We start from the raw sequence: 19,227 nt of genomic DNA, 5'->3' as shown, positions 1-19,227 counted from the left end.
ATAATTACATTTTTATTCATAAATTCGAAAAAGAATCAGCCTAAACGGCTGTCTTTGAAAAATGAATAACGGCTTCTTGAATGATGTTTACTGCTTCATCTATTTCCTCAGTAACTACCGTCAATGGGGGCAGCAATCGAACAACATTATTCCCTGCTGGGAGTGCCAGCAACCCCATTTCCCTAAGCTTTTTTAATAGTGTCGGTAAATCAATAGAAGTTTCAATTCCAATCATCATACCAAGCTTCCTTATTTCCAATATTTCAGGAATTAAATGAAGACCATTTGACAGTTTATCAAACAGATATTGGCTTTTATGCTCCACTTGCTTCAAAAACTCTCCACAAAAAATGGATTCCATCGTTGCAATGGAAGCAGAAATGGATAATGGATTTCCGCCAAATGTTGATCCATGGCTTCCAGGACCAAATACAGATTCAAGTTCCTTCCTCCCAATCACTGCTCCAATTGGCAAACCATTTCCTAATCCTTTAGCAGAAGTAACGATATCCGGAGCTAATTGAAAATGTTGGAATGCAAAAGGTTTACCAGTCCTGCCAATTCCTGTTTGGATTTCATCAATGATAAAGAGAGCTCCGTAATCTTTACAAAGCTGCTCAACTTCACTTAAAAACTCTCTTTCTCCAATATGAATACCGCCTTCACCTTGAACAATCTCGATCATTATAGCAGCTGTTTCTGAATTCACTTCTTGTTTTAAGGCATCAATATTATTATAAGGAACATATATAAATGTTTCTAACATTGGTCCGTATCCTGTTTTGATCTTATCCTGACCAGTTGCAGACATAGCAGCAAAAGTACGGCCGTGAAAGGAGTTATGAAACGTAATAATTTTCGTTCGACCTGTCGCCTTTCGTGCTAATTTTATTGCTGCTTCATTTGCTTCTGCTCCACTATTAGCAAAGAAAACCAATTCCATTTCCGCGGCATCTGCTAATAGCTTTGCAGCCACTTCCTGCTCTTCTTGAATAAATAAGTTAGAGACATGCCAGAAACGATTAAGCTGCTTGATAATGGCATGATGAACTGCCTCTGGACGATGCCCAAGATTGCATACACCAATCCCTGATGTAAAGTCTAAATATCTTTTTCCATCTTTATCTATAATGATGCTACCTTCGGCGAAATCTGGCTCAATCTCCCAACGTGAATAAGTAGGAAATAAATGGCTCATTGTAAAACCCTCTCTTTTGCATGTATTTCTGTTCCGCTCCATTCCGAACCTTCAAAAAACTTTTTTTCTCCAGAAACGATCATCACACTATGAAGTCCTTTTTCAATCGCATCTATCGCAGATTTAACCTTAGGAATCATGCCGCCCGTTATTTTTTCTTCAGTAATATATCTTTGCACTTCAGCTATATCGGTTTGTTGAATAAGCTTGCCATCAATCATAATTCCATCTACATCTGTGACAAAAATGCATTTATCAACTTGAAGGGCGTTAGCAATTGCTGCAGCAGCAAAATCGGCATTTATATTAAGCTTGATTCCATTTTCAGTAATAGCAATAGGAGTAATAACTGGTATATATTTTTCTCGTAAAAGCAAAGACACTATACGAAGGTTGATTTTCACTACTTCACCAACAAAACCAAGCCTCTCCCGATCAATAAATCTCCCCTGTAAAAATTTGCTGTCACTGCCATTCAATCCGAAAGCCTTTAATCCCTTAGATTCTAGGTTTGATACAAGCTTCCTATTCGTGTGACCTGACAAAACCATTTCCACAATCTCCATTGCTTTTGCAGTTGTCTTACGTAAACCATCAACAAATTCATGAGGAACCTGGAATAAATCAAGCATCCTATTAATATCTGATCCTCCACCGTGCACAAATACAAGCTGATACCCGTTACTTTCTAATTCTTTAAGACTTTCAAAAAATGTTGGTGCTAGCTTATCCATCACACTTCCACCGCATTTTATTAAAATGGTTTTCATGCGATTTCCTCCTTAAGTTCGGTAACTTGCGTTAATTTTCACATAATCATACGATAGGTCACATCCCCATGCTTTCCCATTTCCCTTACCATTATTTAAGTCTACAAAAATATGAATTATTTTATTTTTTAAATACTCACTAGCCTGTTCCTCTGAAAAGGCTTGAGGTACACTATTTTTTAGCATCACAATAGGACCAATGGCAATATCTACAGAACTAGGATTAATATTGACACTCGATTGGCCTATTGCTCCAATGATTCTCCCCCAGTTGGCATCCTCACCATAAATTGCTGTTTTGACTAGGTTTGAACCCACAATTTGCTTAGCTACCTTTCTTGCATCTACAACAGTTTCAGCACCTATTACCTCAACCTCAATTAACTTCGTTGCACCTTCACCATCTTTCGCAATTTGCTTTGCTAGACTTTCACAGTTTTTTGCCAGCAATTGCAAGAACACATCCCAATCTGGATGATCAGGTGTAAGAGATGTATTTCCGCTTAAGCCATTAGCCATAACTAGAACCATATCATTCGTTGATGTATCGCCGTCCACTGTAATTTGATTAAATGTTGTATCTGTCACTTCCCTAAGCGCAGCCAAAAGGTGCTTGCTTTCAATATTTGCGTCAGTAGTGATAAATCCAAGCATAGTTGCCATGTTTGGGTGAATCATACCAGACCCTTTTGCCGCCCCGCCCATAACAACTGTTTTGCCGTCAATTTTTGCTGAATAACAGCAATTTTTCATCACTAAATCAGTTGTTAAAATAGCAGTTTGAAAAGCATCCGAATGAGCAGGCTCAATACCAGGCTGAAAATTCTGAATTCCTGTATCAACCTTATCCATTGCCAAATATTCTCCTATGACACCAGTAGATGCAACAGCTACGTAATGTTCAGGCAAATCAAATTTCTTCGCCGTCCATTTTCTCATTTGGAATGCATCTCTTATGCCGCGCTCTCCCGTACATGCATTTGCACAAGCACTATTCACTACTACTGCCTGGATTGTTTCCTCAAATGCAATGCTTTCCTGTGTCACTATTAATGGCGCTGCTTGAAATTGACTCGTAGTATAAACTGCACCACAATTTGCTGGAACATCACTAATAATAATTCCTAAATCTTTTTTCGAATATCTTAAACCTGCATGAACGCCATCAGTTTTATAACCTTTTGGGGTAATGATACTTCCTCCGGTAATTTCTTTGATTAACCCAGTTTGGGATACTGCTTGCATTTTTTATTCCTCCTTATGGATACATTGGGACAAAATCTAGTCCTGCTTCATCATCAAAGCCACACATAATGTTTGCATTTTGTACAGCCTGGCCTGCTGCACCCTTCATTAAATTATCAATGACTGATATTATTGTTAGCCTGCCTGTTCTCGGATCAGCATGAAGACCAATATCACAATAATTTGAACCAGCAACCTCTTTTACAGATGGAAAGCTGTTTTCAGGGCGTATTCTGACAAATGGATGTCCTTTATAAATTTCTTTATATAGCTCAAGCAACTGATGAGTAGTGTAAGCTGTTAATAGGTGAGAATAGCTAGTAGTCATTATTCCTCTCGTAATAGGCAATAGATGTGTTGTAAATGTTATTGGTTTTATTTCTTTATTCCATAACAGAAGCTGCTTCTCAATTTCCGGTGTATGCTGATGTTCATTCACTTTATAGGCTCTGAAGTTCTCATTTGCCTCTGAAAAACTAGTATTTCTTGATAAAGATCTTCCAGCACCAGAAACACCTGATTTCGCATCAATTATTATGCTTGATGGATCAATCAAATTTTCTTTCACTACGGGTGCAAGACTTAATAGTGCTGATGTAGGATAACATCCTGGATTAGCAATCAAAGATGAACTTTTAATTTCTTCCTTATACCATTCTGATAGCCCATAAACTGCTTTGTCAGTCAAGCCTTCATTGACAGGTTCATGTTTGTACCATTGCAAATACGTCTCAGGTGGTAATCTTAAATCTCCTGATAAATCAATCACTTTTATATCTTTATTAGCGAAATCTGCTGCTAGCTTCCCGGAAATTCCCGATGGTGTTGCAAGAAAAACGATGTCCGATTGTTCCGCAATTTTTTCTGAGTTAATGCTTTGCAATTTTTCGTCCATTACATCATAGAGGTGAGGATATTCCTTCCAAATGGGAAGGTCTTCTTTCGTTGAATGAATAGACTGAATTTCAAATTCAGGATGTCTATATAAAATACGCAGTAATTCCGCTCCTCCATATCCAGTTGTTCCAATTATTGAAACTTTCATAGCTTTTCCCTTCATTTCCTCTTTGTATATTTAATCATTTTAATTTATATTTATAAATCGTATTTCCCTTATTATAGAAACTTGGAAAAATAAAATCAACTGTTTTTTCTTGATGTTTTACAACTTTACAATATAATAGTAGTATTATCTTAGGATTCATTTATTTACACTTATATAATTGAGTGATAGAAGTTCGTTTTCCCACGGACAGAAACTACGGGAAAAGGTGGTAATTTTCAATGCAGTCTTTTACTGAGCTTTCAGAAGAACTGAAAGAAATATTATTGATGGCTCATCATAAAAGAAAAATTATAAAAGGAACATTTCTCTATCAAGAGGGTATGCACGCAAATGAGCTTTTCATTGTGGAAAGTGGACTAATTCAGGTTAGTAAAATTGTCCCTGATGGCCGCGAGCTCACGTTAAGAATGTGCTCAAAAGGTGATTTAATTGGTGAATTATCGCTTTTTTGTCTTTCACCAAAATATATGATGAATGCTAAAGTAATTGAAAGTGGAGAAGTTTTAGTTATCTTTAAAGACGAACTTGAGGAAAAGCTTGAGCAAAACCATCAACTTGCACTTGAATTGATGAAATGGATCAGTCTTCAATACCGTAAAACACAAACAAAATTTAGAGATCTTGTTCTTCATGGAAAAAAAGGAGCTCTATACTCAACCTTAATACGACTTGCGAATAGCTATGGAGAATTATCGAGGGAAGGTATAACAATTAAAGTACCATTAACCAATCAAGAACTAGCCAATTTTTGCGGAACATCAAGAGAAGTAGTAAATCGAATGCTTGGTGAATTAAGGAAAATTGGAATCCTTTCTATTGATAAAGGAATTATTACAATCCATAGTCTTTCTTACTTAAAAAAAGAAATTGATTGTGAGAACTGTCCTCTAGATATTTGCAATATTGAATAGAAAAGAGTAAGTGCCTTCAACTAGTCATATCTCGAACTCTTAAAATGCTATACATATTTTAATAGGGGCTGTCCCAAAGCAAGGGGTCAGGCACCACGAACAATATCTAGAATCAATAAGTGAGTGGAATTCTAGATATTGTGTATTAAGTGGATGCCAGATACCTTATGGGACAGCCCCTTTTCTAGATAATAACGAAAAGAATAGCGATAAAGAAGAAAGCTGTATTAACAATTTCAAGAACTCCCAGTTTGTTCATAGACATTGGCTTCCCATAAAATACAAATGCCCTTATCATACTCGGTAGGAATGCAATGGCAATTTGCCACTCACCCAGTATGAGCCATGCAATGATCAAACCAATATGATAAACCCATGATATCCATTTATATGTTTGATTCTTTTTCTCTCTAATCATTGTTTTTACATAAAAAGTACAACCAGTAAAAAACAAAATTGAACTAAAAAAGACAATAATTGCCGATGAGTTGATTTCACCGTTTGGCAGAAAACTGCTTGCTAGTCCAGAAAGTGAGAAAGCAAAAATAGCACTTAAATCATTGCCAAATGCCCGATCTCTATTTTTCGATGAATAATAAGCATTAAGTATAAAAAAAGGGGTCATCAGCAAGCCAAATATTAAAATAGAGGGCCTTACCAATAATGGGATACTTAGCACAGCTAATGCAGGAACAAAATAAATAATCGTCCATTTTACATAAAAGGATGTTTTTTTCTTTTTAAATAATAAAAGCATTGGATATGTAGCTAAATATAATAATAACCACCCAATGAAAAAGGGAATATGAGCCCAGTGAAATTCAGATGCTGCAACACCGAGCCAAAAAGGGATAATTAACATTGCCCATGCACCATGCTGTTTCGGTAAAAATAGCTTCATTTTCATTACCTCCCTACTGAAGCTTTCTATACTATATACATAAATCCATACTTATAAAGTGAAAAGCATCACAGATAAAGAAAGAACCGTCAAAATTTGACGGTTCTTTGACAAAGCTCTATTTATTTAATTGTTTCATCAAGTACTGGCAAATCCATTCTAACCCTTTATTGTCATGAACATTGAAAAAGGAGATTGGAGAAAATGTATTTTGGATTTCTTCAGCTATATTGTTCCAAGAGATAACAGCTTTAATATTTTCCAAACTTGATAAAAGAGCATGGTCTTCTTTTTCCTTTATGATCACAACTTTAGGATACTCTTCATTTTTATGTCCTTCAATGATGATAAAGTCAGGCTTTAGAGACTCCAGAATTCTAATTTGTTCTTGTAAAGTCCAGGCCAATTTTTCGGCTTGCAACAGAAGCCTTCCACTTCCTTCTACGATAGAATATAGTGCACCTGAAGCTATATGCTGACCTGAGTCCTTACTATCAATAATGTCCGGTTTGCCTCCATGCCCATGATGCTTGATAGTAGCCACCGCAAATCCATTTTTAGATAAACATTCAATCACTTTTTTCACAAGCGTTGTTTTTCCGCTATTCTGGTAACCAACTATTTGAAAAATTATTGGTGCTTTTACCATGGCCACTCATTTCCAGTAAAATCTTCTAGCAATAATACATCTACTTCTGTACCTGCCTCGAAGCCTCTTGTTCCTCCTGGTAAAATAATAAAGGAGTTAGCCCCAGCAAGACTCATCACAATATTAGATTTATCTAATCCGCTTGGAGAAACTGCCAATTTACCTTCTTTAAAAGTTAAGTCACTTCTTACAAAGCGAGTAAAAGGATTTGCCTTTAAAAAGTCTTCTTCAAGAATTGCTTTTTCTTTACGTAGATGTGGCTTCTCAGTAAACAGCATTTTCCTTATAATTGGCCGTGCATAAAGTTCAAAACCAACATAACATGCGGATGGGTTTCCAGATAATCCAAATAAAAGCTTTCCCTCAAATTGAGCTACAGTTGTTACACTGCCAGGACGCATAGCCACCTTATTAAATAGAACCGCGGCCTTCATTTTTTCATAAATGGCAGGTAAGTAATCAAAATCGCCTACAGAAACTCCACCTGTTGTAATTAGCATATCAACTTTATCAAGTGCCTGTTTGACCGCTTCATAGCAGGTTTCAAATTCATCAGGAAGCTTGCCAAAATAAAGGACTTCTGCACCTGTTCTTTCAATTTGAGCCGCAATCATATGTGAATTGCTGTTCCTGATTTTTCCTGGCTCTAATGGATCATCAACATCCAATAGCTCCGTACCTGTTGCAAAAAGACCTACTAATGGTTTCCTTGCCACTGGAACTTTTGCGTAGCCGAATGTAGCAAGAATCGCTTGTGTTCCAGGATTAATCTTTGTCCCTTTTCTAATGAGGACATCGCCTTCCTTAGCATCTTCCCCTCGATATGAAACATTATCACCTGAATTATATGGACGTTTAATTGACATAAAGCTTTTTCCGTCCTTTTCATATACCTTTGCTAACTCAAGCATAACAACTGCATCACATTCAGAAGGCATTTGAGCACCAGTCATAATACGAACAGCTTGAAAAGCTTCTACACTCTTTGTTGTGATTAATCCTGCTCCAATATGGTCGACAACCTCGAATTCCACTGGATTTGTTTGTGCCGCTAATTTTGTATCAATCGCTCTAACAGCAAAACCATCATAGGGGGCACGATCAAAGTGTGGAACGTCATTTGTCGCAGTAATATCTTCAGACAAATATCTGCCAAAACTTTTATTTATTGAAATAAATTCTGTTTGTCCCTGTATTGAAAAGTCCATCACACGTTTGACTGCTTCTCCTACAGGTATTGGAGTTCTTCTTTCAACCAATAGTATCAGCTCCTAAGCCTTGATCTTCTACTTTATTATATATGTAATTCATTTGATTCTACATGACAAACCTCACATCCTCTCTCTCTTTAATAGTTTTTTTCAAAAAAATAAGAAAGTGTGATTGAGGTCACCAGCTTCATATTATTTATCCTTTATGCTAAGCATGTATACAATAGAATTTTTATAAGGAGGGTATTCAAAGAATGAACATGCCTTTTACAGAAACATCATTAGTTAAAGATATTGTCAATGCACTACCGAAAACAAGTGATGTGTTTAAACGCTATCGAATAGATTTCTGCTGCGGTGGAAATACTCCATTAATTACAGCTGCAACTGAGCTCTCCATTAATATGGAGCAACTAATGAATGATTTAAATGAAATATACACGAAGGAAAATAATCATAACGATGATATGGAGGTTTGGACTAACAGCAGTTCAGAAGACATTATCAATCATATCAATGTCCATTATCATACCCCTCTTCTAGATGAGCTTGCCCAATTAAGCCCGTATGTGACGAAGGTATCTAAAGTTCACGGTTCTAATCACCCAGAGTTAGTAAAAGTTTATGAATTATTTAGTGTGTTTAAAAAAGAAATGATTGAGCATACAGCTAAAGAAGAGGAAACTGTTTTCCCTTTGTTGAAAGAATTAGACAATCCAGCATTAGAAAATCGCGAAGAAATAGTAAATTATATAAAAGAGCTCGAAAAAGAGCATGACCAAGTTGGTGAAATTTTAAGAGAGCTTAGAGAGGTAACATATGATTATAAGCTTCCTCTAAATGCTTGTGGTACATATACACTTGTATATAAGCGCCTTGAAATGCTAGAAGAACAAACATTTATGCATGTACATTTGGAGAACAATATTTTATTCCCAAGATATATGTAAATACTAAAATTGTTCCATTTCCAAAATTAGCGATAAAGACAGAATGGGAGAAATCGGCGAGTTTGCCGATTTCTTTTTTGCGAAATGAATTTATAAAATATAATTCTGTTCATTTCATTATTAAAAAAAACACCCTGCCTAGGCATTCTGCTAGACAGGGTTATACTAACCACCAATATAGGACATTTCTATTTTTTTCCGATTTCTTGCTGTTTCTTCTGTTCTTTCATCAGAGTAGCGGTCTTTCCTGTCACTCCATATGTCTTTAATGCGCTTACTTATTTCTTCGTCTGTTGTACCTTGTCTCATAAATTCTTTTATATCATGTCCATCTCCATTGAAGAGACATGTGAAAATTTGTCCATTTGCAGATAATCTAGAGCGGGTGCAGCTTGAGCAGAATGATTCCGATACAGAAGGGATAAATCCAACATCAATATTCGTTCCTTCATAGCGATAACGCTTTGCAACTTCCCCAAAGTAGTCTGGTTCAACTGGATCCAATAAATAATGTTTTTTAAGTAGCTCAAATATTTCTTTTTTGGTTATAACATCATCCATTTTCCAGCCATTGGTGCTGCCGACATCCATGAATTCTATAAATCGAAGCTGAATTCCTTTTTCCTTACAAAAGTTAGCCATTGGAACTATTTCAGAATCGTTTAAGCCTTTTTTTACAACCATATTGATTTTTACACCAAGGCCTGCTTCCTGAGCCGCTTGGATGCCATCTAGAACAGCTTGAACTCCCACATTTCTTCCGTTAATTTTGCCAAATAATTCACTATTTAAGGAATCCAGACTAACATTTACTCGTAATAAACCAGCTTCCTTCAATTCTTTAGCATACCTTGGCAGTAATACTCCATTGGTTGTTAGGCCGATATCTTGTAAGCCTTGAATATTAGAAAGCTTTTTGACTAAAATCGGCAAATCCTTCCTGAGCAAAGGCTCTCCGCCTGTAAGCCTAATCTTTTCTACGCCAAGATCTACAAATATTTTGGCAAGCCGTTCAATTTCCTCATAAGTTAATAATTCACTTTTCGGTAAGAAAGCAAAATCTGGTCCAAATTTATCTGCAGGCATACAATAGGTACAGCGAAAATTACAGCGATCAATAACAGAAATTCGTAAATCTCTTAGAGGTCTATTTAATTTGTCTTTGATGATTAATTTTTTCATAATATCAACTCCAATAAAGAGTGATCTCTTTTTCAATATTGTAGCATATGTTGCCATTAAAAATGGTATTATTCACATATTGTTCTTAATCGGTTCATCGTGGTACTGTTTTTACGATGTTGCTTTCTTTCTTAATGCTCTAGGAATATAGACACAGAATGGCTCACTTTCCATGTAATCCCCCGTCATAGCATAGGCACGAGAGCGTGAACCTCCACAAACATACCTAAATTCACAAACTCCACATTTCCCTTTATATTTATCCGGATTTCTTAAATCTCTAAAGATCGGGGAATCTCGATAGATTTCAGCTAATGATTGTTCTCTTATATTGCCTGCTTTTACAGGAAGTAAGCCGCTCGGATATACGTCGCCAATATGGGAGATAAAGACGAAGCCATTGCCATCATTAACCCCTTTTGGTGCTCTTCCAAGCCCATCAATCGATCCTGTCAAGCCTTGTTGAGTTAATGCATCCAAATATTGAATATCTTCGTTATTGCCCTTTGCTTCTTTCATTTTGTGCTGAATAACTACACGGCGATAATGCTGTGCAGCTGTTGTTTTAATATCAAAGGAAACTCTTTTGCTTAAATCATACAGCCATGTGAAGACTCTTTCATGTTCAACTGGTGTAATCATATCACTTTCTTGTCCTCTGCCTGTAGGTACTAGAAAAAAGACACTCCACAGAACACACTTTAAATCTTCAACAACCTTCGCCATTTCATCAAGACAATCAATATTATAACGGGAAATGACCGTATTAATCTGGATTGGAATTTCTAGTTCATGCAAATATTTAATTCTTTCCATTGTTAAATCAAAGGAACCCGCAGTCCCCCGAAAATGGTCGTGAATTTCAGCAGTAGGCCCATCAAGACTAAAAGCCCAGCGGGAAAGCCCCACTTCCTTCGCTTTTTCAATCGCTCCCTTCGTTACATTAGGTGTTGCACTCGGGGTCATTGATACACGAACACCCTTTTCAACGGCATATTTGGCTATGTCGAAAACATCCTCACGCATTAAAGGATCACCACCGGTAAAAACAAGCATAGGGCTATTCATTTCATAAATTTGATCAATTAATGACTTCCCTTCGTCAAATGATAGTTCTCGTGGATCTCTTTTATATTGAGCTTCTGCACGGCAATGCAAGCATTTCAATTGGCATGCTCTTGTTAATTCCCAAATTACTATAAAAGGGTCTTTATTAAAATCACGATTAAAGGGCATTATATATCCTCCTTTTGATTCCTCCGATACCATTCAAAAAACGAAAAGCGAATATAACAATCATCTTTGCTGCAATTGTATTATATGGGAAATGACAAATGAAATAAGTGAAGAATCTCACATGTATGATAGATGATATTGCTAGGGGGAAAAAGAAAAAAATAGCAGGAGCATATTGCTCCTACTATTTATGATATCGTTATTATCTCGTATTTAGATGCTAAATCAATAAAATGCGGCATTCCACTAATTTTTCCTGCGACTAATTTGTCTTCAATTTCATAATAATCAACACAAGTTTTGCAGGCAAACACTTCAACACCTTTTTCTTCAAGCTCTTTAAGGTGAAGCGAAACAAAAGAATCCTCAGTTAAGGTAAATACTCCTCTATTCATGCAAAAAATAGCGGCAGGAAGCTCTTCCCTTTGTTTTAACAATGTAAAAAAGGTTTCAAGGACTCCTTCTCCAAGCTCCTTTTCTCCTTTGCCGAGTTGATCAGAGCTGACTAAAATCACTTTATTTTTCATTAAATTTCACCTCTTAACGAATTCCTAAAGCAATTTTTGCATAACGAGACATTCTTTCTTTCGACCATGGAGGATTCCAAACAATATTTACTTCTGTTTCCTTTACTTCCGGTATATCTGAAAGAGCAGTTTTTACATTATCCACAATCGTCCCTGCTAGCGGGCAGCCCATTGAAGTTAAAGTCATATCAACTGTTGTCTTCCCATCATCATCCATTTTAACATCGTATACTAATCCAAGATTTACGATATCTATACCTAATTCAGGGTCAACAACAAGCTCAAGAGCACCCATAATATTATCTTTTACTTCTTGATCCATGCTTTCAACACTCCTTTTTCTACATAATGTTATCATATCAAATTTGTATAGGATTATGAATGATAGAAACCGTATAAAGTGAAACTTCCATCAGTGGGGGTTTTTCGACGCACAGGACGTGCTAGTGCCGACGTTGTCACAGGACGTGGCGTTCTTAGTCGGCCTTCATCCCCCACTGATGGTTAGTTGCGGCCCACAGGTAGTGGGTCACGCAGACGTTGCCACACGATGTGGCGCTTTTAGTCTGTGTTCATTTTACGGGCATTTACGGGCAGTTGATCCCCCACTTACTCTTCTTTGCATACGCGAATCCTTGAAGTGGGGGTCTTACTGCCCGTTAATCTGCGATAAACTTATGACAATATCATAAAGCTTATAAGTATGTTTCAAACCATTCAATTGTCCTCATTACCCCCTCTGTACTGACTTTATGACCGGCGTTTTCTTCAGAAATAAAATTTAGACGTTCAGGCTGCTCTTGATATAAAGGTCTTATGGACTCATAAAAATGATAGGTAGGAGAATATGGTACGACTGAATCCTGCTTACCATGCCAAAAAAGCAAAGGCCTATTTCCAAGCTTTTGAGGCTGCAAGCTTAAATCAAGCTCCCTAAGCTTACTCATTAATTGAGACATTTCCACTTCTGAGACTGGAATTTTAATCCCTTTCTTTTTCATTTCATTTATTTGAAGGTCAGCAAATTTTTCATAGTACGGCATCGCCATTAAGCTTGTAGCAGCTTTAATCCAAGGGTATTTTGTCAATGCACCTAATGTAATAATTCCTCCCATTGAAGTTCCTACAACCCCTATCCTAGAAGGATCTATTAATTTTTGCTCTTCAAATTTTTGCTTTAAAATTTCTAGTTCATCAATGGTTCGAAGTACAATTTCCCAAAAGTGGAAATTCAACTCATTACTAGAAAGTCCAGAGCTTCTTTCTCCATGGTAAAGTGCTTCTGGAAGTATCACCCTAAATCCTTTTTCTGCTAGTAAATAAGCATAGTGTAAATTAAATTCCTTTCTGCTTGTATAGCCATGTATAAAAATAATGAATGGCAGCTTTTCTTCCCATCTATTTTTATCCGCTATATGCAAAACAGGTATTTCTTTTATTTTTTCATGTTCAACAGTGATCACTTTAAAGCCTCCTAATATTAAGCAAATCTATAAATTATGTTAAAATTGAATAACATAGTAAGTTTTTTTACAAAACGAATGTATATTTGTTAACATAGTGGTAATGATACAATCTCTTGTTTCGCCAAATTCCTTTGGGTATGCGATAATGACTCATTCAATTTTAGTGTATCATGTGAACTTTTATTTTCCTAAAACTTTACACTCTAATATAGAAAAAAATGTATAAAGTAGGTGTTGGATTATGGCAGAAAAGCATTTAATTGCACTAGATCTTGACGGAACATTGTTAAGAGACGATAAAACTATATCAATAAAAACCAAAAAAGTTATACAGAAAGCAAGAGATGAAGGCCATATCGTCATGATCGCAACCGGAAGGCCTTTTCGCTCAAGTGAAATGTATTATAAGGAAATGAACCTTGATACTCCCATTGTAAATTTCAACGGAGCGTTCATTCATCATCCTAAAGATAAAAATTGGGGTGTCTATCATACTCCCCTTGAGGTTAATGTAGCTAAGGAAATCGTAGAAGATTGCAGCTCATTCCATTTTCATAATATTATTGCGGAAGTAATAGATGATGTATACTTCCATTTTCAAGATAAAAAGCTATTAGAAATTTTCGGATTTGGTGATCCAAATGTAACGACTGGTGATTTACGCAATTTCTTAAATGCCTCTCCAACAAGTATGTTAATTCATACGGATGAAGAGCATATTAAATCCATTCGTGATCATCTCTCAAACATTCATGCAGAAGTAATTGATCATCGAAGCTGGGCTGCCCCTTGGCATGTTATTGAAATTGTAAAGGCTGGTTTAAATAAAGCTGTAGGTCTTAAAAAGGCTTCCGATTATTTTAATATTCCACCTGAAAGAATCATTGCTTTCGGAGATGAAGACAATGACCTAGAAATGCTTGAATATGCTGGATTAGGGATTGCCATGGGAAATGGAATTGATCAAGTCAAAACAGTTGCTAATGAAGTAACACTAACTAATGAAGAAGATGGGGTTGCCGTTTATTTAAACGAATTATTAAATTTGAAAGTACAATAGTGCCTTATGTTTGGAATCATCCCAGAAAATTCCCCTTTTTAAAAAAGTTGATTGGAGCATACTAACAAACGAGGCAGCAAGAATGCTGTTTCAACTTTCTTCTTTGGAGGGGATTCGATTGGGTAGAAGTAATAAATCGAAACGTTTTGTGCAACAAGGTGTAGATTCAGTTACCAAGCATGCGGAACGTATCCCTTTTCATATGACATACGCTGAAGCCGAAGCACAAAAGCTGGCTAATGTGAAAAATTCTTCTATTGGAGGAGCCTAGAATGGGAAACAGACTGTTTCAAGAAGCGAGACGATCTGTTGACCTAGCTAAGACAGCTGAAGCTTCTCAACTTGAAACGATGATGCTGCAAGCAAAAAATGCATTAAGTTCAGCATACGCCAATTCTACCAGAGCTGAACAAGAACAGCTGGCTGATATGCAACGAGAGCTTGATCAACTCAAAAATATTCAATAATTATGAAACTAAACAGCTGACATAAAAATGGGTCAGCTGTTTAGCTTCTCTCTAAAATTATGGGTAAGGTATGAAACCTCTGATTCTCATTATTCACTTCAAAAAAGTATAGGATAACTGTACCATTATTAGGAAGTTTTTTATTTGGGATATGAACTTCCATCTCAAATTTTGACCAATTAGGGAAACTTGGTTCTACCTTTTTCTTTGTTGCTGGAATTAACTCATCATGGCCATCTTCAACGACATAAAAAAATTCTCCTTTTCTAAGACGGACTTCCCCTGTAATTTTGTACTTCATATTTTCTTTCCTTACCTTTACCATTCGAAACACTTCATTGTCCTGAAGCCTTTCATCCGATTCAGTTGGGCTCGTCAAGATCCCAGTGTAATAATGGGATGCACTTGATACTAATATTAACGCCATTAAGATTTGAAGCATGAATATCCCTCCAAGATCATTAATCCTTACGGAATAAACCGAAAACCCCGACTGTTTGCACTATATTAGTAAAAGCATTTGGATCTATTTCTTTAATTATTCTTTCTAAATCAAATAATTCATACCGAGTAATAACGATCATCAACATTTCCTTATTCTCATTTGTAAAAGAGCCTTTTGCAGGCATAATAGTAATCCCTCTTATTAGCTTTTCATGGATTGCCTTTTTCATTTCTTCTGTTTTTTTCGTAACGATCATTGCTGTCAGTTTCACATGCCTTGTATGAATCGTATCAATGACCCTTGTAGAGGCGTATAACGTAACAATTGTATACAATGCCTTTTCCCATCCAAATAATGCTCCAGCAGTAATAATAATGATGGAATTGAGTGTAAAAAAATATGTACCAATTGGCTTATCAGTCATTCGAGATAAAACCATGGCAATAATGTCCATTCCACCGGTGGAAGCTCCCCATTTTAAAGTTAAGCCAACACCAACTGCAGCAATCACTCCCCCAAAAACTGCATTTAGTAAAATATCATTTGAGAAATGCTTAATTGGGATTACTTCTAAAAAGAATGATGTTGATAACACACTAATAAAGCTAAAAAGAGTAAAAGATTTTCCGACTTTTTTCCAGCCTAAAATTGTAACAGGGATATTCAATATTAAAAGTAAAACCCCTGTAGATACATGCCCACCAAATATACTTGAAAGCAATTGTGCAACTCCAGTGAATCCACTTGCATAAACATTTGCTGGGATTAAGAAAAAATTCATTGAAATTGCACCTAATAGTGCACCAATTAATACGATCCCTAATTTTTTAGTACCTAACCAATACATGTTAATCACCTATCTGAACTTAATAGTATTTACCCAAATTTGGAATTTTCATTGTCTTTTCTACCTATTTTCTATAAACTTAAAGAATATATAGTTTTGAAAGCAGGTGAATATGTATGTCAGTTAAAATATTGACAGACAGTGCATGTGATTTACCATTACATTTTTTTAAGGAAAATGATGTCACATTATTTCCGTTAAAGGTCCACTTAGATGATACAGAATATGAAGATTTAGTAACGATAGATCCCAAAAAAGTGTATCAGGCAATTCGAGAGGGAAAAGTTCCGAAAACTTCTCAAGCCTCACCACTCGCCTTTGAAGAAACTTTTACGAATATGGCAAAAAATAATGAAGATGGAATTTATATTGCGTTTTCCTCTGAATTGTCAGGAACCTATCAAACAGCTGTTATGATGCTTGATCAAGTAAAAGAAAAATATCCAAACTTCAATCTAACTATTATTGATACAAAATGTGCCTCACTTGGATTTGGCTTAATTGTCCAAGAAGCGGCTAAATTAGCTAAAGAAGGTACTTCCAAAGAGGACATATTAACTGATATTAAATTCCGCTGTGAGCATATGGAACATTTATTCACTGTCCATGATCTTGATTACCTTGCTAAAGGCGGACGTGTTTCCAAAGCATCTGCATTTTTGGGCGGACTGTTAAACATTAAGCCTCTCTTAAATGTTGAGGATGGAAAGCTTGTTCCTATTGAAAAACATCGAGGCAAAAAGAAACTCCTTCGACGAATTATTGAAATCATGAAAGAAAGAGGAGATTCCTTTGAAAGTCAAATCATTGGAATCAGCCATGCTGATGATGAAGAAACAGCGCTAGAAATGAAAGAACTAATCATTCAGGAATTAAACGCCAAAAATGTCTATATTTCTTCCATTGGTGCTTCCATTGGTTCACACACAGGCTCTGGAACGATAGCCATTTTCTTTTTAAATAAAGTAAAACCATAAAAACATAAACCGCATACTCCTTTTCATTTTGACAGACAATAACATAGGCCAAGCTCATTAAGTTGAGGTTGAAACGACTATAGAATTGGAAAGGAGTCATTATATTATGTCCAAAACTACTGATAATGATAAAAAAGCAAAAGATAATAATGCCTTTCGTCATGAAAAAAACATGATGCGCGAAAAAAACAGGAAGGCAGGAAAAAACCAGTATTCAAAAACGACAGATCATATATAGAAATAGAAAAACGAGCAAGCGGGTGCTTGCTCGTTTATTTATCGTCTTTTATCGCAGATTAACGGGCTGTAAGACCCCCACTTCAAGAAGTTGAGTTAAGAATAAATTTCTAAGTGGGGGATCAACAGCCCGTAAAAGCCCGATTGGTTCAACTAACAATCAGTGAGGGATGAAGGCCGACTAAGAACGCCACGTCCTGTGGCAACGTCGGCACTAGCACGTCCTGTGCGTCGAAAAACCCCCACTGATTGAAGTTTCACTTTATATAAGTCCATCCCTCTTCTTGATAAATTTTTCCATCCTTCATTAATCGGCCTAGTGCACGTTTGAATGATGCCTTACTTAGTTGAAAACGATCCATTATATCTTCTGGCGTACTTTTATCTCCATAAGGCATAGCCCCGTTACGTGAAGCCAAATAGGATAGTATAACTTCCGAATCCTGATCAAGTGCTTCATGTTTTCTAGGTGACATTGAAACATTGATGGTTCCATCTTCTTTAATATCAATGATTCTGCCTTCTACTTTTTCACCGAGACGTGGTTCAGTTTTCCTCTGAGATTCATGAATAAATCCCTTATAACCTTCTGCTGAATATAACCAGCTTCCGACCTTAGCAGTTCGATATATGTAACCATGAATATTTTTATTAAAATCTTTTCTTGTTGCTTTTTCAGAAATTTCTTCAATAATAGGATCAGTAGCTAATTTAACATATATTCGATTGTTTTTATTTACTCTTAGGGTAATGTAAAGCATATCTCCCTCGATTGGCCAGACAGAACGATGTACAGGGAGATCTTCTTCTCCTAGCAGCATGTCCTTATTAATACCAATATTCAAAAATACACCTATTCCAGGCTTCACATCACTAACCTTTGCCCATCCATAGGAGTCCGTTGTTATTTCGGGAATTTGAGTTGTGGCGGCTACTCGCCCCTTCGAATCCGTATAAAGAAATACCTCAACTTCCTGCCCTTCCTCTAAATGCATATCTGTATCGTTTTTGTGCAATAAAACATCCTCATTGCCGTCAGTCAAAAAATAGCCAAAATCTGCAAGTCTTTCAGTCTTTAATTGAACTGAACGGCCAATAAATTCATTTAAAGCCATATTAGCTCCTCCTTCATATTCACCCAATTATATTTAATTTCACTATTATCCTTAATGTTGTTTAGACTGCTATATTTTACTATAATTAATGTAAAAGTAAAACTTCTAATCAAAAAGTCCGAATCTATTCGAACCTTTTGATTAGAAGGATGTCTAAGGAGGCAGTCATGTCTAAAGAAAGCTCATTTGATATTGTATCCAAAGTTGATTTTTCTGAGGTTACAAATGCAATTAACATAGCAATGAAGGAGATTCAAACTCGCTATGATTTCAAAGGAAGCAAGAGCAATGCTTCTCTTGATAAAGAGGAACTCGTGCTTATATCTGATGATGAGTATAAGCTCGGCCAGCTTAAAGATGTCCTAATTAGCAAAATGATTAGAAGGGGCATTCCAATAAAGAATCTGGACTATGGTAAAATCGAAGGAGCATCTGGTGGAACAGTTCGCCAAAGAGCAAAAATTGCACAAGGAATCGATAAAGAAGATGCAAAAAAAATCAATACCCTTATTAAAAACAGCGGTTTAAAGGTTAAAAGCCAGGTTCAGGATGACCAAATTCGTGTCACTGGCAAAAACCGTGATGATCTTCAAAAAATCATTGCAGCCGTAAAAGAAGCAGACCTCAACGTTGAAGTGCAATTTGTAAATTATCGATAGAAAAGCGGAGAGCGCCCTCTCTAAGGAACGTAGACAAAGAATGCCACGTCCTGTGGCAACGTCTGCATGACCCGCATCCTGCGGGACTCAAGCATTAGACGAGCCGGC

Annotated in this window: 23 protein-coding genes; 8 read left to right on the top strand and 15 right to left on the bottom strand. The window is 36.3% G+C overall.

Going from position 1 to position 19,227, the window contains the following annotated elements:
* Positions 1–40: 40 nt before the first annotated feature.
* Genes FSZ17_RS08115 through argC form a run of 4 tightly spaced genes read right to left on the bottom strand, consistent with a single transcriptional unit; the run spans position 41 to position 4,258 of the window.
* Positions 41–1,198: an acetylornithine transaminase gene (locus FSZ17_RS08115; RefSeq protein ID WP_057774261.1), complete on the bottom strand. Its 1,158-nt coding sequence runs from the start codon at positions 1,196–1,198 to the stop codon at positions 41–43.
* On the bottom strand, positions 1,195–1,968 hold the full coding sequence (gene argB, locus FSZ17_RS08110; RefSeq protein WP_057774265.1) for an acetylglutamate kinase: 774 nt from the start codon (positions 1,966–1,968) through the stop codon (positions 1,195–1,197). Before argB ends, FSZ17_RS08115 begins: the two co-directional genes overlap by 4 nt.
* Before the next feature lie 12 nt (positions 1,969–1,980).
* Complete coding sequence (argJ, locus tag FSZ17_RS08105) at positions 1,981–3,213, bottom strand: bifunctional ornithine acetyltransferase/N-acetylglutamate synthase (RefSeq protein WP_057774269.1); 1,233 nt, start codon at positions 3,211–3,213, stop codon at positions 1,981–1,983.
* 13 nt (positions 3,214–3,226) lie between these two features.
* Positions 3,227–4,258, bottom strand: a complete 1,032-nt coding sequence (gene argC, locus FSZ17_RS08100; protein ID WP_057774841.1) for an N-acetyl-gamma-glutamyl-phosphate reductase — start codon at positions 4,256–4,258, stop codon at positions 3,227–3,229.
* Between the two features lie 239 nt (positions 4,259–4,497).
* On the opposite strand from argC, the gene FSZ17_RS08095 reads away from it, so the two are divergent.
* On the top strand, positions 4,498–5,190 hold the full coding sequence (locus FSZ17_RS08095) for a Crp/Fnr family transcriptional regulator (RefSeq protein ID WP_082625322.1): 693 nt from the start codon (positions 4,498–4,500) through the stop codon (positions 5,188–5,190).
* Between the two features lie 184 nt (positions 5,191–5,374).
* Here the strand turns inward: FSZ17_RS08095 and FSZ17_RS08090 are convergent, their stop codons facing one another.
* From FSZ17_RS08090 to FSZ17_RS08080, 3 genes are all read right to left on the bottom strand, one after another.
* A complete protein-coding gene (locus FSZ17_RS08090; RefSeq protein ID WP_057774272.1) occupies positions 5,375–6,091 on the bottom strand; it encodes a YwiC-like family protein in 717 nt (238 codons plus the stop codon).
* Between the two features lie 118 nt (positions 6,092–6,209).
* Entirely contained in the window at positions 6,210–6,740 is a 531-nt protein-coding gene (mobB, locus tag FSZ17_RS08085; protein WP_057774278.1) for a molybdopterin-guanine dinucleotide biosynthesis protein B, read from the bottom strand.
* Positions 6,734–7,999: a molybdopterin molybdotransferase MoeA gene (locus FSZ17_RS08080; RefSeq protein ID WP_057774281.1), complete on the bottom strand. Its 1,266-nt coding sequence runs from the start codon at positions 7,997–7,999 to the stop codon at positions 6,734–6,736. The genes mobB and FSZ17_RS08080 overlap by 7 nt, the downstream gene beginning before the upstream one ends.
* 206 nt (positions 8,000–8,205) lie before the next feature.
* On the opposite strand from FSZ17_RS08080, the gene ric reads away from it, so the two are divergent.
* On the top strand, positions 8,206–8,901 hold the full coding sequence (gene ric, locus FSZ17_RS08075) for an iron-sulfur cluster repair di-iron protein (protein ID WP_057774284.1): 696 nt from the start codon (positions 8,206–8,208) through the stop codon (positions 8,899–8,901).
* Between the two features lie 165 nt (positions 8,902–9,066).
* Here ric and moaA read toward each other — a convergent pair whose 3' ends face one another.
* The 5 genes from moaA to FSZ17_RS08050 all read right to left on the bottom strand — a co-directional run bounded on the left by moaA (position 9,067) and on the right by FSZ17_RS08050 (position 13,309).
* Positions 9,067–10,083, bottom strand: coding sequence for a GTP 3',8-cyclase MoaA (gene moaA, locus FSZ17_RS08070; RefSeq protein ID WP_057774286.1), 1,017 nt, complete (start codon positions 10,081–10,083; stop codon positions 9,067–9,069).
* A gap of 111 nt (positions 10,084–10,194) precedes the next feature.
* The gene (locus FSZ17_RS08065) at positions 10,195–11,319 is read right to left on the bottom strand and encodes a TIGR04053 family radical SAM/SPASM domain-containing protein (protein ID WP_057774289.1); all 1,125 of its coding nucleotides are present in this window, start codon (positions 11,317–11,319) and stop codon (positions 10,195–10,197) included.
* 188 nt (positions 11,320–11,507) lie between these two features.
* Positions 11,508–11,846, bottom strand: a complete 339-nt coding sequence (locus FSZ17_RS08060; protein ID WP_057774292.1) for a DsrE family protein — start codon at positions 11,844–11,846, stop codon at positions 11,508–11,510.
* Positions 11,847–11,859: 13 nt separating this feature from the next.
* Positions 11,860–12,168, bottom strand: coding sequence for a metal-sulfur cluster assembly factor (locus FSZ17_RS08055; RefSeq protein WP_057774295.1), 309 nt, complete (start codon positions 12,166–12,168; stop codon positions 11,860–11,862).
* A gap of 373 nt (positions 12,169–12,541) precedes the next feature.
* The gene (locus tag FSZ17_RS08050; protein WP_057774298.1) at positions 12,542–13,309 is read right to left on the bottom strand and encodes an alpha/beta fold hydrolase; all 768 of its coding nucleotides are present in this window, start codon (positions 13,307–13,309) and stop codon (positions 12,542–12,544) included.
* A gap of 244 nt (positions 13,310–13,553) precedes the next feature.
* Between FSZ17_RS08050 and FSZ17_RS08045 the strand changes: the two genes are divergently transcribed.
* From FSZ17_RS08045 to FSZ17_RS08040, 3 genes are all read left to right on the top strand, one after another.
* Entirely contained in the window at positions 13,554–14,372 is an 819-nt protein-coding gene (locus tag FSZ17_RS08045) for a Cof-type HAD-IIB family hydrolase (protein WP_057774301.1), read from the top strand.
* 118 nt (positions 14,373–14,490) lie between these two features.
* Entirely contained in the window at positions 14,491–14,643 is a 153-nt protein-coding gene (locus FSZ17_RS23325) for a hypothetical protein (protein ID WP_185150679.1), read from the top strand.
* A gap of 1 nt (position 14,644) precedes the next feature.
* Entirely contained in the window at positions 14,645–14,839 is a 195-nt protein-coding gene (locus FSZ17_RS08040; protein WP_057774304.1) for a DUF3813 domain-containing protein, read from the top strand.
* Positions 14,840–14,879: 40 nt separating this feature from the next.
* Here the strand turns inward: FSZ17_RS08040 and FSZ17_RS08035 are convergent, their stop codons facing one another.
* Both FSZ17_RS08035 and FSZ17_RS08030 read right to left on the bottom strand, forming a co-directional pair.
* Positions 14,880–15,281 (bottom strand): hypothetical protein, encoded by a 402-nt coding sequence (locus FSZ17_RS08035; RefSeq protein WP_057774307.1) that lies wholly within the window; start codon positions 15,279–15,281, stop codon positions 14,880–14,882.
* Positions 15,282–15,300: 19 nt separating this feature from the next.
* Positions 15,301–16,131 (bottom strand): YitT family protein, encoded by an 831-nt coding sequence (locus FSZ17_RS08030; RefSeq protein WP_057774310.1) that lies wholly within the window; start codon positions 16,129–16,131, stop codon positions 15,301–15,303.
* 116 nt (positions 16,132–16,247) lie between these two features.
* On the opposite strand from FSZ17_RS08030, the gene FSZ17_RS08025 reads away from it, so the two are divergent.
* Positions 16,248–17,108 carry a DegV family protein gene (locus FSZ17_RS08025; RefSeq protein ID WP_057774312.1) on the top strand — a complete coding sequence of 287 codons (861 nt, stop codon included), beginning with the start codon at positions 16,248–16,250 and terminating at the stop codon, positions 17,106–17,108.
* A gap of 106 nt (positions 17,109–17,214) precedes the next feature.
* A complete protein-coding gene (locus FSZ17_RS08020; RefSeq protein WP_082625323.1) occupies positions 17,215–17,346 on the top strand; it encodes a DUF3941 domain-containing protein in 132 nt (43 codons plus the stop codon).
* 256 nt (positions 17,347–17,602) lie between these two features.
* On the opposite strand, the gene FSZ17_RS08015 is transcribed toward FSZ17_RS08020, so the two are convergent.
* Positions 17,603–18,460 carry a CvfB family protein gene (locus FSZ17_RS08015; RefSeq protein ID WP_146846422.1) on the bottom strand — a complete coding sequence of 286 codons (858 nt, stop codon included), beginning with the start codon at positions 18,458–18,460 and terminating at the stop codon, positions 17,603–17,605.
* A gap of 167 nt (positions 18,461–18,627) precedes the next feature.
* Here FSZ17_RS08015 and FSZ17_RS08010 point away from each other — a divergent pair, with 167 nt between their 5' ends.
* Entirely contained in the window at positions 18,628–19,119 is a 492-nt protein-coding gene (locus FSZ17_RS08010; RefSeq protein ID WP_057774318.1) for a YajQ family cyclic di-GMP-binding protein, read from the top strand.
* Positions 19,120–19,227: the final 108 nt, after the last annotated feature.

It is taken from the genome of Cytobacillus dafuensis, assembly GCF_007995155.1.
Taxonomy (GTDB): domain Bacteria; phylum Bacillota; class Bacilli; order Bacillales; family Cytobacillaceae; genus Cytobacillus; species Cytobacillus dafuensis.
The sequence above is the reverse complement of the archived record's forward strand: the minus strand, read 5'-3'. Positions and strand labels throughout refer to the sequence as shown.